This is a genomic window from Oryzomonas japonica, assembly GCF_008802365.1.
Classification (GTDB): Bacteria; Desulfobacterota; Desulfuromonadia; order Geobacterales; family Pseudopelobacteraceae; genus Oryzomonas; species Oryzomonas japonica.
The window spans coordinates 66,066-78,456 of record NZ_VZQZ01000006.1 but is presented as its reverse complement, the minus strand read 5'-3'; the positions used below and the strand labels follow the sequence as shown (position 1 = coordinate 78,456).

The 12,391-nt window shown below is 56.8% G+C and carries 13 protein-coding genes; 4 read left to right on the top strand and 9 right to left on the bottom strand.

Going from position 1 to position 12,391, the window contains the following annotated elements; all coding sequences use genetic code 11:
• Positions 1 to 72 precede the first annotated feature (72 nt).
• Complete coding sequence (locus F6V25_RS10665) at positions 73 to 837, bottom strand: hypothetical protein (protein ID WP_151128564.1); 765 nt, start codon at positions 835 to 837, stop codon at positions 73 to 75.
• Positions 838 to 1,017: 180 nt separating this feature from the next.
• The gene (locus F6V25_RS10660; RefSeq protein WP_151128563.1) at positions 1,018 to 1,623 is read right to left on the bottom strand and encodes a hypothetical protein; all 606 of its coding nucleotides are present in this window, start codon (positions 1,621 to 1,623) and stop codon (positions 1,018 to 1,020) included.
• Between the two features lie 702 nt (positions 1,624 to 2,325).
• Between F6V25_RS10660 and F6V25_RS10655 the strand changes: the two genes are divergently transcribed.
• Entirely contained in the window at positions 2,326 to 2,607 is a 282-nt protein-coding gene (locus tag F6V25_RS10655; protein WP_149212053.1) for a type II toxin-antitoxin system RelE/ParE family toxin, read from the top strand.
• A gap of 15 nt (positions 2,608 to 2,622) precedes the next feature.
• Positions 2,623 to 2,925: a HigA family addiction module antitoxin gene (locus F6V25_RS10650; protein ID WP_151128562.1), complete on the top strand. Its 303-nt coding sequence runs from the start codon at positions 2,623 to 2,625 to the stop codon at positions 2,923 to 2,925.
• A 373-nt stretch (positions 2,926 to 3,298) separates the two neighbouring features.
• Here the strand turns inward: F6V25_RS10650 and phoU are convergent, their stop codons facing one another.
• The 7 genes from phoU to F6V25_RS10615 form a co-directional block, all read right to left on the bottom strand.
• Positions 3,299 to 3,970 (bottom strand): phosphate signaling complex protein PhoU, encoded by a 672-nt coding sequence (gene phoU / locus F6V25_RS10645; protein ID WP_151128561.1) that lies wholly within the window; start codon positions 3,968 to 3,970, stop codon positions 3,299 to 3,301.
• Positions 3,971 to 4,055: 85 nt separating this feature from the next.
• Entirely contained in the window at positions 4,056 to 4,814 is a 759-nt protein-coding gene (gene pstB, locus F6V25_RS10640) for a phosphate ABC transporter ATP-binding protein PstB (protein WP_151128560.1), read from the bottom strand.
• Positions 4,815 to 4,825: 11 nt separating this feature from the next.
• Positions 4,826 to 5,668: a phosphate ABC transporter permease PstA gene (gene pstA / locus F6V25_RS10635; RefSeq protein WP_420819515.1), complete on the bottom strand. Its 843-nt coding sequence runs from the start codon at positions 5,666 to 5,668 to the stop codon at positions 4,826 to 4,828.
• The gene (gene pstC, locus F6V25_RS10630; protein ID WP_151128559.1) at positions 5,665 to 6,600 is read right to left on the bottom strand and encodes a phosphate ABC transporter permease subunit PstC; all 936 of its coding nucleotides are present in this window, start codon (positions 6,598 to 6,600) and stop codon (positions 5,665 to 5,667) included. The genes pstA and pstC overlap by 4 nt, the downstream gene beginning before the upstream one ends.
• Positions 6,601 to 6,878: 278 nt before the next feature.
• A complete protein-coding gene (gene pstS, locus F6V25_RS10625; RefSeq protein ID WP_151128661.1) occupies positions 6,879 to 7,910 on the bottom strand; it encodes a phosphate ABC transporter substrate-binding protein PstS in 1,032 nt (343 codons plus the stop codon).
• A gap of 102 nt (positions 7,911 to 8,012) precedes the next feature.
• Positions 8,013 to 9,782, bottom strand: a complete 1,770-nt coding sequence (locus tag F6V25_RS10620; RefSeq protein ID WP_151128558.1) for an ATP-binding protein — start codon at positions 9,780 to 9,782, stop codon at positions 8,013 to 8,015.
• A gap of 2 nt (positions 9,783 to 9,784) precedes the next feature.
• On the bottom strand, positions 9,785 to 10,468 hold the full coding sequence (locus F6V25_RS10615; RefSeq protein ID WP_151128557.1) for a response regulator transcription factor: 684 nt from the start codon (positions 10,466 to 10,468) through the stop codon (positions 9,785 to 9,787).
• Between the two features lie 375 nt (positions 10,469 to 10,843).
• Here F6V25_RS10615 and F6V25_RS10610 point away from each other — a divergent pair, with 375 nt between their 5' ends.
• Both F6V25_RS10610 and F6V25_RS10605 read left to right on the top strand, forming a co-directional pair.
• Positions 10,844 to 11,428, top strand: a complete 585-nt coding sequence (locus F6V25_RS10610; protein WP_151128556.1) for a 4Fe-4S dicluster domain-containing protein — start codon at positions 10,844 to 10,846, stop codon at positions 11,426 to 11,428.
• Positions 11,425 to 12,312 (top strand): CoB--CoM heterodisulfide reductase iron-sulfur subunit B family protein, encoded by an 888-nt coding sequence (locus F6V25_RS10605; protein WP_151128555.1) that lies wholly within the window; start codon positions 11,425 to 11,427, stop codon positions 12,310 to 12,312. Before F6V25_RS10610 ends, F6V25_RS10605 begins: the two co-directional genes overlap by 4 nt.
• Positions 12,313 to 12,391: the final 79 nt, after the last annotated feature.

Sequence of the window (12,391 nt, the reverse complement as noted above, 5' to 3'; positions counted from 1 at the left end):
GCCTGCCCCCACCGACTTCCTTGTTTTTGGGCCGGTCCTGGCGCTAGTTGGACCTTCGCCAGATGCTAGATTTCAAATGCTGTATTCAGTAAAACAATTTTCAACGATGTCATCGATGTACTGTAAATAATAACTATAAAATCCATTAGGTACATCAGACAGCATGAATGTTGGTGAAACATGAGGTCCGCGATGAAGATAAGAAGAGACAAACATTTTTCCGCCTGCACGAACTATAAACACCTTTGGCAATAAACCAGAATAACCTATCTTTATGTTGCCTCTTATAATAGATGCACTTTGATGCCTACGACAGTGATCCGAAAATTTATTAGATAAATATTCAATGTGCGACTTTAAAGCTCCAGGCTTATGTTCAACTTGTTCTTGAAAAGATAGTTCAGTGCTATTAGGGTCGGCAAAGATTATGCGGAATTTATAACCTTCGGAAGCAAGGTTCAAAACCAAATCATATAAGCTATGCGGCTCAAAGAAGCTGTACATTGAAATTCCGCAAATATCGATTTCTTTAGGTCTCGCCTTTCTCATAAACTCTTCGATTGATTCAATCATTTCTACCATTGAATTCCTGCCGTGCCTCACCATTTCGATTCCAGATTTTCTAATCTCATCACTTGAAACAATCTCGAATAAATCGAATTTTAGAATGAAGGTGGTCACACCAGCACCAGACAGTACAAGGCCGATGTTCTGAATAAAGCCTTTCCAGTCATAGAAGCCACTCAATAGCAAAAAGCCAACCCCGAGGAGGATAAGCACGCCCGAGAGGCTCTTAATATACTTCGTTGCAAGCTTCAGATTGCTTCTCTGGCTCATATTTTACTTTTCTCCTTTTTGGTTCAACGTCTCAAGGCGTCAGCGGAGGCCGCTGCCGCCGCTGGGTAATTCCGGGGACAGTATACTCAACTCTGAATTTAATATACCGTCCCCGGAACTCCGCCGGAAGCCTGACCCCACCGACTTCCTTTCGGTCAAGTCTTGCGACGTGGTTGGACATCACCTGTCCGTTCCCAGCTCTGTCCTCATCTGCGCAATGATTTTATCTTTAAGGCAACTGATTCTAGTGCCACGTTGTTTCATTTCATTTGCTATTGGAGAATCAAGGTCAGGTTCAGTAAGTTTTTTGTTTGCCTCTTGTAACCATGGTGCGGCCTGGGTCATCATTTCACGATGAAGTTCCTCGTACTGCTTTATGTGAGCGAGAAGGATTGGAGACGCGAAAATCTGGAGTGTCGTCATTTCCTCCAATGCACTTCGATGGCTTTCTTGGATTTTATGAGGGAAACTCCCGACTGTAGCCTGAAATTCAACAACTCCCTCAGGAGAGTTCCCGCTGTGTAGCAGTTTAAGGAGCGCCTGTGGGAGAATTTCGTTTGTATACTTGTCATACTCTTGCCCTATGTTTGCCGCTGACTTTTCAAATTTTTTGAAGTATTCCTCATAAGCTTCTTTTCTCGCCTTAAAAACCATTTCAGCACGTTCACGTTTGTACTTCAGGTGATGGAGCAGTATCGGTACAATTACTGATACAAGAATTGTTGAAATGACAGGCACAACAACTTGAGGTTGGAGCCAGAGTGTAACTTCAGCAGGTTGAGTCATACTGTAAGCACCCACATTATCGAGTTTCCTTTAATTTTTCGAGTGAAGAACCCCATGCGGCCGAATATGGGACCAAGGAATGACAAATGCCTAGGTGTTAGGGCACCAGGTTCAAGAGTAAAATTTTGTGCTAGCACCCATTCTCCAACTGAGTCAGGAGAAGGCGTAGATTGGTGTGTTCCGGCTGTTATTTCACCATTATTTACTGCTGCCATAGTCATTGCTTGCCGCAGGATCAAATAAAAGATTCTCCAGGGAATTAAATAAGGTGGATTTCCGTTCTCATGTCGCAGTTGAAGCCCTTCACTCTCTGCACTCCACTCGAATCGCGTTTGCTTCTCCTCACTTCTGTGCCAAGTCATCTCGCTTATCATTTAGGTTATCCTTTTTGTTTGGCCAAGAGAAAAAAGAGGGGGGCAGGTCTCAACTAACTACACATCCCCGTCAATTTTGGCCTCGCCTGTCACGATACCACGACGAACACCAAAACACGCCTCTCGCCCTTCTACACCCCACAAAAACAAATTTCAACGCAAAATCAGGGAGAAGCAAGGGGGTCAAAGCTCCAAATATCAAATTTGAATTTTGGAGACCTACCCCTCCCGCCTTTCACAGAAATTGCGTGGCGCGTCAACAGCGCGGAGAGAATCCGTGACAAGAATTTAACTTGCCGAGTATAAACATTTTGTTTATACTGCATCCATGATTAAGACCTTTGCCGACAAAGCAACCGAACGGTTCTTTGAATCCGGGAAGTCGAAAAGGCTACCGCCAGGCATTGTCACCCGTGCGGCCATGCGGTTGAACCAGCTCGACAATGCCACGGTGGTCGAGGACTTACGGATGCCGCCGTCAAACCACCTTGAAACGCTTTCGGGAGACAGAAAAGGTCAGTGGAGCGTCAAGATAAACGACCAATGGCGGGTATGTTTCACCTTCGCCGAGGGTCATGCGTATGACGTAGAGATCACCGATTATCACTAGAACTGGAGAACTGGCATGGCAACAAAGAACGGGCTTCCGGCCATCCACCCCGGAGAATATTTGAAAGAAATCCTTGAAGGGCTTGGGCTATCGCAAAATGCCTTTGCCAGCTCCATCGGCGTCTCCGCCATGAGGGTTTCCCATGTCATTCATGGCAAGCGCCCGGTGACTGCCGAACTGGCCGTGTTGTTCGGCAAAGCGTTCGGCCAGACGCCGCAGTACTGGATGAACCTCCAGACGAGCTACGATCTGAAAATCACGGAGAAGATCATGGCGCACCGGGTCAGGCAGATACGCCCGATTGCGCTGGCCGCGTGATCAAGCAGCTTATGGAGAGGTAAGGGGGCCAAAACTCCAAATAGTAAATTTGAATTTTGGAAAAAAAGAGCAGGGTCTCAGCTACCTATACATCCCCGTAAATTTTGGCCTCGCCTGTCACGATACCACAGCGAACACCAAAACACGCCTCTCGCTCTTCTACACCCAGCAAAACCCAATTTCAACGTAAAATCAAAGTGTTAAAAAAATCACCACAAAAGACTCAATTTCCTATTACCTTAATATCAAACAATAAAAGGCCCGCGAACCTCACCCGGCTACCCGCTATTGCATCATTTTGACACAAAAAAAGCCCGGAAAATATCCGGGCTTGTGGGTGCCTTTTTCAAAAATGCCGCAGGGTCTGCCCCGCTTACGCGATGGTATGCCGGATATCCTTCCCCTTCACCATGAAGATCACCATCTCGGCGATGTTGGTGGCGTGGTCGGCGATGCGCTCCAGGGATTTGGCCACGTAGTTGAGCTTCATGGAACGGGAGATGGTGCTGGAGTCCTCGATCATGAAGGTCAGCAACTCCCGGTGGATCTGCTCGTTGATCTCGTCCACGAAGTTGTCGTCGTTGCAGACCTTGATGGCCAGATCGTCGTCGCCGTGCACGAAGGAGTCCAGGGACTCCTTGACCATTACCTCGGTCCAGTGGGCCATGCGGGGGATGTCGATATACGGTTTGAGCTGCGGCTCCGCGTTCAACTCCTTGGCCCGCTTGGCGATGTTGGTGCACTGGTCGCCGATGCGCTCCAGGTCGGTAACGATCTTGAGGGCCAGGGTGATGAACCGCAGGTCGCGGGCGGCCGGCTGGCGCAACGCCAGGAGCTCCAGGCAGCGCTCGTCGATGTTCACCTCCAGGTTATTCACCTCGTGGTCCATGGCGATGATCCGGTCGGCCAGGGGGGTATCCCGCTCCACGAGCGCCTTGACCGACCCGGAGATCATCATCTCCACCTTGCCGCCCATGGCCAGGAGCATGCTGCGCAGCTCGTCCAGCTCTGTGTCGAATGTTGCACTGAAGTGTTCACGTTCCATATATCGTCGTCCTTTCCATCCCGGCAACCGGTTGGTGTGTTTTTTTGTTCATGGGGGCCGGGATAGAGCCCGCCGGCCGGTTCCTCTAGCCGAATCTCCCCGTGATATAATCCTCGGTCTGCTTTTTCTCGGGGTTGGTGAAGACCTTGCGGGTCTCGCCGATCTCCACCAGTTCGCCGATGTAGAAGAAGGCCGTCACGTCCGACACCCGCGCCGCCTGCTGCATGTTGTGGGTAACGATGACGATAGTATACTTTGATTTCAGGTCTTCGATCAACTCCTCGATCTTGAGGGTCGAGATCGGGTCCAGGGCCGAGGCCGGTTCGTCCATCAGGATCACCTCCGGCTTGACGGCGATGGTTCGGGCGATGCAGAGGCGTTGCTGCTGGCCGCCGGACAGTTCCACGGCCCCCGTGCGGAGGCGGTCCTTGACCTCGTCCCACAGGGCCACCCGCTTCAGGCTCGACTCCACGATCTCGTCCGCATCCCCCTTCTTCAGCACGCCGTTCAGCTTGTAGCCGGCGATCACGTTGTCGTAGATGGACATGGCCGGAAAGGGGTTGGGCTTCTGGAAGACCATGCCGACCCGGCGGCGGATCGTGACCGGGTCCACGCTGCGGCCGTAGATGTCGGTGTCGTCCAGCATGATGGTGCCGGTCACCCGGGCGGAGGGGGTCAGGTCGTGCATCCGGTTGATGCTGCGCAACACCGTGGATTTGCCGCAGCCGGACGGGCCGATGATGGCGGTCACGCTGTTTTCGGCGACCTCCATGGCGACATTTTTGACGGCATGGTTATCTCCGAAGTGGATATTGAGGTCTCGTATGGCTAATTTGCTGTTCATAAAATGCCCTTTCAGGAATGTTTGCTTCTGCCGAGCCAGCGGGCGGCCAGGCTCAGGCCGAACATCAGCACCACCAGCACCAGGGCTCCGGCCCAGGCCAGACGGTGCCAATCCTCGTACGGCGAGATGGCGAAATTGAAGATCTGCAGCGGCAGGGCGGCCATGGGTTCCGTGAGCTTTTTGCTCCAGAACTGGTTGCCCAGTGCCGTAAAGAGCAGGGGCGCCGTTTCCCCGGCCACCCGGGCGATGGCCAGCAGGACGCCGGTGATGACGCCGGTCAGGGCGCTGCGCAGGGTAACCTTGATGCTGGTGCGCCAGAGCGGTACCCCCAGGGCCAGGGACGCCTCCCGCAGGGTGGCCGGCACCATCTTGAGCTGTTCCTCGGTGGTGCGCAGCACGATGGGGATCATGATGAGCGACAGGGCGAAGGAACCGGCCAGGGCGGAAAAGCCCTTGAGCGGCACTACCAGCATGCTGTAGGCCACCATCCCGGTGATGATGGAGGGGATGCCGGACAGGACGTCGGCGCAGAACCGGATGGCGGTGGCGAGCTTGCCGGTGCCGTATTCCGTCAGGTAGACCGCGCCGAAGATGCCGATGGGAAGCCCCACCAGCGAGGCCATGCCGATCATGATGGCGGAGCCGGCGATGCCGTTGGCCATGCCGCCGCCCGCCTCGCCGGTCGGCTTGGGTATCTGGGTGAAGAAGTCCAGGGAGATGGAGCTGATCCCCATCTTGACGATGTGATAGAAGATGATGATGAGCGGCAGCAGCACCAGGAGCGTCGCCCCACCCATCAACAGGGTGGCGGACAGGTTGGCCGTCCGGCGCAGGGTAATGGAACGCAGGATCATGCCACGCCTCCTTTCCACTTGCGGGTGACGCTCCAGAGCAGCATGCGGGCCAGGAAGTTGATCACCAGGGTCACGAACAAGAGGATCAGGCCGATCTCCATCAGCGCCGAGGCGTGCATCTTGGTGGTGGTTTCGGCGAACTCGTTGGCAATGACGCTGGGCATGGTGTAGGCCGGCGACAGGAGTGACAGGGATATTTTCGGGGTGTTGCCGATCACCATGGTGACCGCCATGGTCTCGCCGATGGCCCGGCCCAGGCCGAGGATCACCGCGCCAAGGATGCCGGAGCGGCCGTAGGGGAGCACGGCCATGCGGATCATCTCCCAGCGGGTCGCTCCCAGGGCGATGGCCGCCTCCTTCTGGCTCGACGGCACCGCCATCAGGACCTCCTTGGTGATGGAGGTGATGATCGGCACGATCATGATCATCAGGATAAAGACGGCGGCCAGCATGCTGACCCCGTAGGGCGCCCCCCTAAAAAAGGGGAGAAAGCCGAAATGCTCGATCAAGAACGGCTGGATGGTGCTCTGGAGCCAGGGGGTCATGACCAGGATGCCCCACAGGCCGTAGATGACGCTGGGGATGGCGGCCAGGAGCTCGACCAGGGCGGCGGTGGCGGCGCCGACCTTGCGGGGCGCCAGTTCGGTGATGAACAGGGCGGTGCCGATGCTCAGCGGGGTGGCCAGGAGGATCGCCAGGATCGAGGAAACGATGGAGCCGTACAGGTAGGGGAGCGAGGCGAACTCCTCCTGGACGGCGTCCCAGGTGCTGCCGCTGATGAACCGCCAGCCGAAACGGCTGATGGCCGGCAGGCTCTCCTTCACCATCTCGGCGGTCATGAGCAGAAGGATGACGATGATGCTGCAGGCGAGGAGCAGGGTGAATCCCCGGAATATGGCGTCACCCTTGATGCCTTGTGCGCTGTTCTGCATGTCTGGTTCCTATCTTTTTACTCGTTTGTATCTGTTCGGATCGTATCAAGAACATGTTACGGACATGTTACGGAGCGGGAACTATCCGGCAACATTGTCAAGTTTGTAACATGCCGCCATTTTGTCAAATTCAGGTGACTGCCGGGGGAGGGTTTTCCTTGTCCTTCCTCGGCGCTATCCGGCAGCTGTTACACATGCCGGGCAAGAAAAAAGCGCGGGCGCCGTGGTGACGGCCCGCGCTCGGGATGACGGGGTAACTGCATCAGCCCCTTGCTTGATTAGTGCTTGATGGTCTTGATGGTTTTCTCAACCATCTTCACGACCGGTGCGGGGAGCGGCGCATAGAGCATCCCTGCGGCCATCTTCTGTCCCTTGTGCAGTTCCCAGTTCAGGAATTCCACCAGCTTCTTCCCCTTAACCGCATCCTTCTGGTGTTCGTACACCACCAGCCAGGTGAAACCGACGATGGGATAGGCGTCGTCGCCCGGCTGGTTGACCAGGGATACGCGGTAGTCGGCCGGCATGTGTTTGACCGCGCCTGCCGCGGCAGCGCTGGTGGTCTTGATGGAGGGTTCGACGAACTTGCCGTTTTTGTTCATCAGCGTGGCATAGGGGAGCTTGTTTTCGAAAGCGTAGGCCAATTCCACGTAGCCGATGGAGTTCTTGGTGTTCTTGATCTGACCGGCAACGCCCTCGTTACCCTTGCCGCCCAGGCCGATGGGCCAGTTCACGGAAGCGCCCTTGCCGACCTTGCCGTGCCATTCCTGGTTAACACTGGAGAGGTAATCGGTGAAGATGCTGGTGGTGCCGCTGCCGTCGGAACGGTGCACCACGATGATCGACTCATTGGGGAGCTTCACGCCCGGGTTGTCGTCGGCGATGCGCTTGTCGTTCCACTTGGTGATCTTGCCGAGGAAGATGTCGGCCACATCGCTGGAGCGGAGTTTGAGCCCCTTGTGAACGCCGGGCAGGTTGTAGGTGACGACCACGGCGCCCATGACGGTCGGGATGTGCAGGAGCTTGCCCGGGGCGGCCTTGAGTTCGGCGTCGGAGAGGAATTTGTCGCTGGCGCCGAAGTCCACGGTGCCGGCGGTGATCTGCTTGATGCCGCCGCCGCTGCCGATGGACTGGTAGTTGAATTTCACCGAGGTATCGATCTTGGCGTACTCGCTGAACCACTTGGAGTAGAGCGGATAGGGGAAGGTGGCCCCGGCGCCGTTGATCAGCGTCTCCGCGGAAGCCTGGCCCGCAACGCAGACCGACGCCAGAAGGGCGAGGGTCAGTACGGTCTTACGGATGGTTGAAAACATCATAATCCTCCTTGTTTTTGTAATCGTTACCGAAACAGTACAGGAGAAATATTACAGCGATGTTACGGACAGGCAAATTACCCGTAACAGAAACGGGCCGGATCAGTCAGCGGCAACGGGCAGGGTGAACGAGAAGATGGACCCCTTGCCGAACTCATTGTTGGTCACGGAGATCTCCCCGCCGTGCAACTGAACGATGTGTTTGGCGATGGCCAGCCCCAGCCCGGTCCCCCCCTGGTCGCGGCTGCGGGCCTCGTCCACCCGGTAAAAACGTTCGAAGATGCGGGGAAGATCCTTGAACGGGATGCCGATGCCGGTATCGGCGACGGCGATCTTCAGGAACCCCGGGTCATCGCCCGGGCGGACCGAGAGGGTCACCATGCCCTGGGGAGGGGTGTACTTGATGGCATTGTCCAGCAGGTTCACGATCACCTGTTCCACGCGCCCCTGGTCGGCCAGCACCCGCGGCAGCCCGGCCGGGATGTCGAGCTGCATCCTGATGTCCTTCTTGTTGGCGTTCTCCTCCAGCAGCATGTAGGTCTTGCGCATGGTGCCGGAGATATCCAGCGGGTGGCGGTCAAGGACCAGCGCCCGGGACTCCAGGGTCGAGAGGGTGAGAATGTCGTTGATCAGGGCGGACAGCCGCTCGGAATGGCTGAGGATGATCTCCACGAAGCGCGTGGCCCGGTCCGCATCCGACTGAAGCGCCCCGTCCAGCAGCGTCTCGGCGTACCCCTTGATGACCGACACCGGGGTGCGCAATTCGTGGGACACATTCGCGACGAAATCGCGGCGGATATTCTCCACCTTCTTCATGTCGCTGATGTCGTGGAACACCGCCACGACCCCGCTCTTCCTGCCATCCACGGCGAGCGGCGCCCAGTGGGTGAGCAGGGTGATCTCTCCCGGCTGGATGGTGATCTCCCGGATAAGCTCCTCCCCCTCGGCGGCCCCCAGGGCCGTAAAGGCCGCCAGGAGGTCGGGATGACGGGAAATCTCGATCAGCTTCTTCCCCTCCACGTCGCCCGCAAGGGAAAAGAGCCTGCGGAAGGCCGGGTTCACCAGGGTGATCGTCCCATCGGGCGAGGTGACCATCACCCCCTCCCCCATGCCGCGCAGGATGGTGTCCAACTGCTGTTTTTCCGAGGAGAGCCGCAGCATCTGCTGTTCGATCCGCTCGCTCATGTCGTTGAGCACCCGGGCCAGGTCCCCCACCTCGTCATGGGCCGTCGCCGGTATCCTGACCGGCGATTCGCCGCGCCCGATACGGGCGGCTGCCGCGGCCATGTTGCGCAGGGGACGGGAGGTCAGGTTGGAGAGGATATAGCTCAGCAACAGGGCGGCCAGGGTGGTCAGGAGCACGGCGACGCCCACCACGCGATGCAGGGCATTGCTGGAGTTGGTGAGGTAGGACAACGGCATGGCCAGCCGCACAAAACCGTCGGTCCTGCCGCTCCCATAGGTCATGGCCACGTAGAGCATATCGGTCTTGAGAGTCTCGGAGTAGCGCAGGGCGATGCCGGTCCCCGAGGTAAGGGCCGCCTGCACCTCGGGGCGGTCCAGGTGGTTCTGCAACTCGCCGAGCTTGGCGCCCTTGACGTCGGAATCGCCCATAACCCGGCCATCGGGGGCGATCAGGGTCAGCCGCTCCCTGATGGCGGAGCCGACCGTCTCGGCCAACTGCTGGGGAGGCAGCTTCATATGGTCGTACATCACCAGGAGGCGGGCCAGCTTGGCCTGGCTGAGCAGGTTCGTCCGGCTCTCCTCCACCAGGTTCGTCTCAAGGACATGGTCCATGTACAGATAAAAACTGCCGGCGATCGCAACGATCAAAAGCAGATACGACAACATCAATTTCAGGCGGAATCCCATCATCACTCCTCTATCTTGTAGCCGAAGCTGCGTACGGTCTTGATCAAATCGCCCGGTTTGCCCAATTTGCCGCGCAAGCGGGTGATATGGGTATCAACGGTCCGGGTGTCCCCCACATTGTTGTAGCTCCACACGTTTTGCAGGAGCAGTTCCCTGCTCAGCACCCGGCCCGGGCGCTCCGCCAGGTAGAGCAGAAGCTTGTATTCGGTGCTGGTCAACTCCACCTCGTTCCCGGCGCTCAGCACGCGGTGGCGTTCGGTCTCGATGGAAATATCCCCGATGGAGATTCCCCCTTCGGCCGCGGATGCCGGCTGGCTGTCGCACCGCCGCAGGATCGCCCGGATGCGCAGCAGCAGTTCCCGCATGGAAAACGGCTTCACCAGATAGTCGTCGGCCCCCACCTCGAAACCGACCACCCGGTCGATCTCCTCACCCTTGGCGGTGAGCATCAGCACCGGAACCTGGCTGGTGCGGCCGTCCTTGCGCAACTCCTTGCACACATCCGTCCCCATCATGCCCGGCAGCATCAGGTCGAGCACAATCAGGTCCGGAGGGTCGCGCCGCGCCGCCTCAAGCCCTTCCAAGCCGTCATAGGACCACTGCATCTTGAACCCTTCCTTCTCCAGGTTGAACACGAGCAGTTCGGTCAGATCTTTTTCATCCTCGATTATCAGGATATTTTTCATCGGGGCCTCCCTGAGGCGCAGCAGAAGAATTTTCTTGTATTTTTACCCTTTTTTGCTTTCTTGTAACATAGTATTATTGCGATCATGTTACGAAAGGCCAACATATTTGTGTGGCTTATGGTTTTTTATTCGCTTTCCCACGGAAAGCACTATACTGGCCGAATCCCGACGCTGGCCGCGGTATTTTTTTACTCTTCCTAAACGCACCGTGGCCGCTATAATTTTGGCTTGCATTTTTCAAAGCATTTGTGTAAACAATAATAACTATATTAAATTATGTTATAAACTCCACAGTTAGACAAATTCTACGGTACGCATATCCACCAGTCAACGATCGACTGGTGGAATTTTAGTTTAACTAAAAAAGGTATTCCTGTGAAAAAGAAGAAGATGCTTCTTTCGACCGAGACCATGGACGTGGATTTCGTCCGCAAGGTCGAAGCCCTTTCCGGGACATCGGTCCGGCGCTGCTTCCAGTGCGGCAAGTGTTCGGCCGGCTGCCCCATGGCCACCTTCATGGAGCATCCCCCCAACCGGGTCGTGCGACTGCTCCAGCTCGGCCAGTGGCAACGTATCCTGGCCGGCCGCTCCATCTGGTACTGCGCCTCCTGCGAGACCTGCTCCACCCGCTGCCCGAACAAGGTGCACCTGGCCTCCATCATGGACGCCCTGCGCAAGCTCTCGTGGGACGCCGAAGGGCCGTCCAAGGAGAGTTACGTGCAGTTGGCAAACCGGCTCTTCCTGCAAAACATCCGCACCTACGGCCGCCAGTACGAGATGCGCCTGGCCGCCGTGTTCAACGTCAAATCCGGTCAGTTTCTGAAGGACCTGATGCTGGGGCCCAAGCTGATCAGCAAGGGCAAACTCAAGATGTTTCACCAGAAAAACAAGAACATGATCGAGATCGAAAAAATCTTCGGCCGCATCGAGGAGATGCGTAAAAACGGGGAGGCCCTGTGACCCCCAAGAAGACCCTCAACTACGCCTACTATCCCGGCTGCTCGCTCCATGCCTCGGCCGGCGAATACGATCTTTCGACCCGGGAGCTGTTCAAAAAACTCAACATCGGCCTGACGGAGGTGCCGGACTGGTTCTGCTGCGGCGCCACCCCGGCCCACAACGTGGACGAACTGCTCTCCCTCTCCCTGTGCGCCAAAAACCTGGAACTGGCCGAACAGGTGGAGGGCGATCTGGCAGTCGCCTGCGCCGCCTGCTTCTCGCGGCTCAAGACCACCCAGCACGTCCTCTCGGAAAGCGATGTCAAGCGCAGGCAGGTGGAAAAGGCCATCGACGCCCCGGTGCCCCTGACTGGCAACGTCAAACACCTGCTGGACATCCTGGCCCGCGACCTGGGGCTGGAACAGCTGGAACAGGCCGTCACCAAGCCGCTTGCCGGCCTGAAGGTGGCCTGCTACTACGGCTGTCTCCTGACCCGCCCCACCGACGTGCCGAACCTGGATTGCGTCGAGGCGCCGACCATCATGGAAGATATCCTGAAAGCGGCCGGGGCTGAAACAGTGGCCTGGAGCCACCGCATGGAATGCTGCGGCGCCAACTTCACGCTGTCGCGACCCGGCGTGGTCATCCAGCTCTCCCACGCCATCCTGGATTCGGCCAAGGAGGCTGGTGCCGACTGCATCATGGTGGCCTGCCCCCTGTGCCACGGCAACCTGGATATCCGCCAAAAGGAGATCGAGGGGGTCTACAATACCGAGTACGCCATGCCGGTTTTCTACATCACCCAACTGGTAGGCCTGGCTACCGGCCTGGGAGCGGACAAACTCGGCCTGGACGCCCTGATCGTCAACCCCATGCCGCTTTTGAAGGAAAAACAGCTTTTATAATCGGTATAATCTGCCACAGAGACACGGAGACACAGAGAACGGCAAAGGCATAAACGAGTGACTTTAGGATTAAACCTTA

What these genes read in the sequence shown, in the direction of transcription:
- F6V25_RS10665 (WP_151128564.1), bottom strand. Translation starts at nt 837, where the DNA reads ATGAGCCAGAGAAGCAATCTGAAGCTTGCAACGAAGTATATTAAGAGC.
- F6V25_RS10660 (WP_151128563.1), bottom strand. Translation starts at nt 1,623, where the DNA reads ATGACTCAACCTGCTGAAGTTACACTCTGGCTCCAACCTCAAGTTGTT.
- F6V25_RS10655 (WP_149212053.1), top strand. Translation starts at nt 2,326, where the DNA reads ATGATTAAGACCTTTGCCGACAAAGCAACCGAACGGTTCTTTGAATCC.
- F6V25_RS10650 (WP_151128562.1), top strand. Translation starts at nt 2,623, where the DNA reads ATGGCAACAAAGAACGGGCTTCCGGCCATCCACCCCGGAGAATATTTG.
- phoU (WP_151128561.1), bottom strand. Translation starts at nt 3,970, where the DNA reads ATGGAACGTGAACACTTCAGTGCAACATTCGACACAGAGCTGGACGAG.
- pstB (WP_151128560.1), bottom strand. Translation starts at nt 4,814, where the DNA reads ATGAACAGCAAATTAGCCATACGAGACCTCAATATCCACTTCGGAGAT.
- pstA (WP_420819515.1), bottom strand. Translation starts at nt 5,668, where the DNA reads ATGATCCTGCGTTCCATTACCCTGCGCCGGACGGCCAACCTGTCCGCC.
- pstC (WP_151128559.1), bottom strand. Translation starts at nt 6,600, where the DNA reads ATGCAGAACAGCGCACAAGGCATCAAGGGTGACGCCATATTCCGGGGA.
- pstS (WP_151128661.1), bottom strand. Translation starts at nt 7,910, where the DNA reads ATGTTTTCAACCATCCGTAAGACCGTACTGACCCTCGCCCTTCTGGCG.
- F6V25_RS10620 (WP_151128558.1), bottom strand. Translation starts at nt 9,782, where the DNA reads ATGGGATTCCGCCTGAAATTGATGTTGTCGTATCTGCTTTTGATCGTT.
- F6V25_RS10615 (WP_151128557.1), bottom strand. Translation starts at nt 10,468, where the DNA reads ATGAAAAATATCCTGATAATCGAGGATGAAAAAGATCTGACCGAACTG.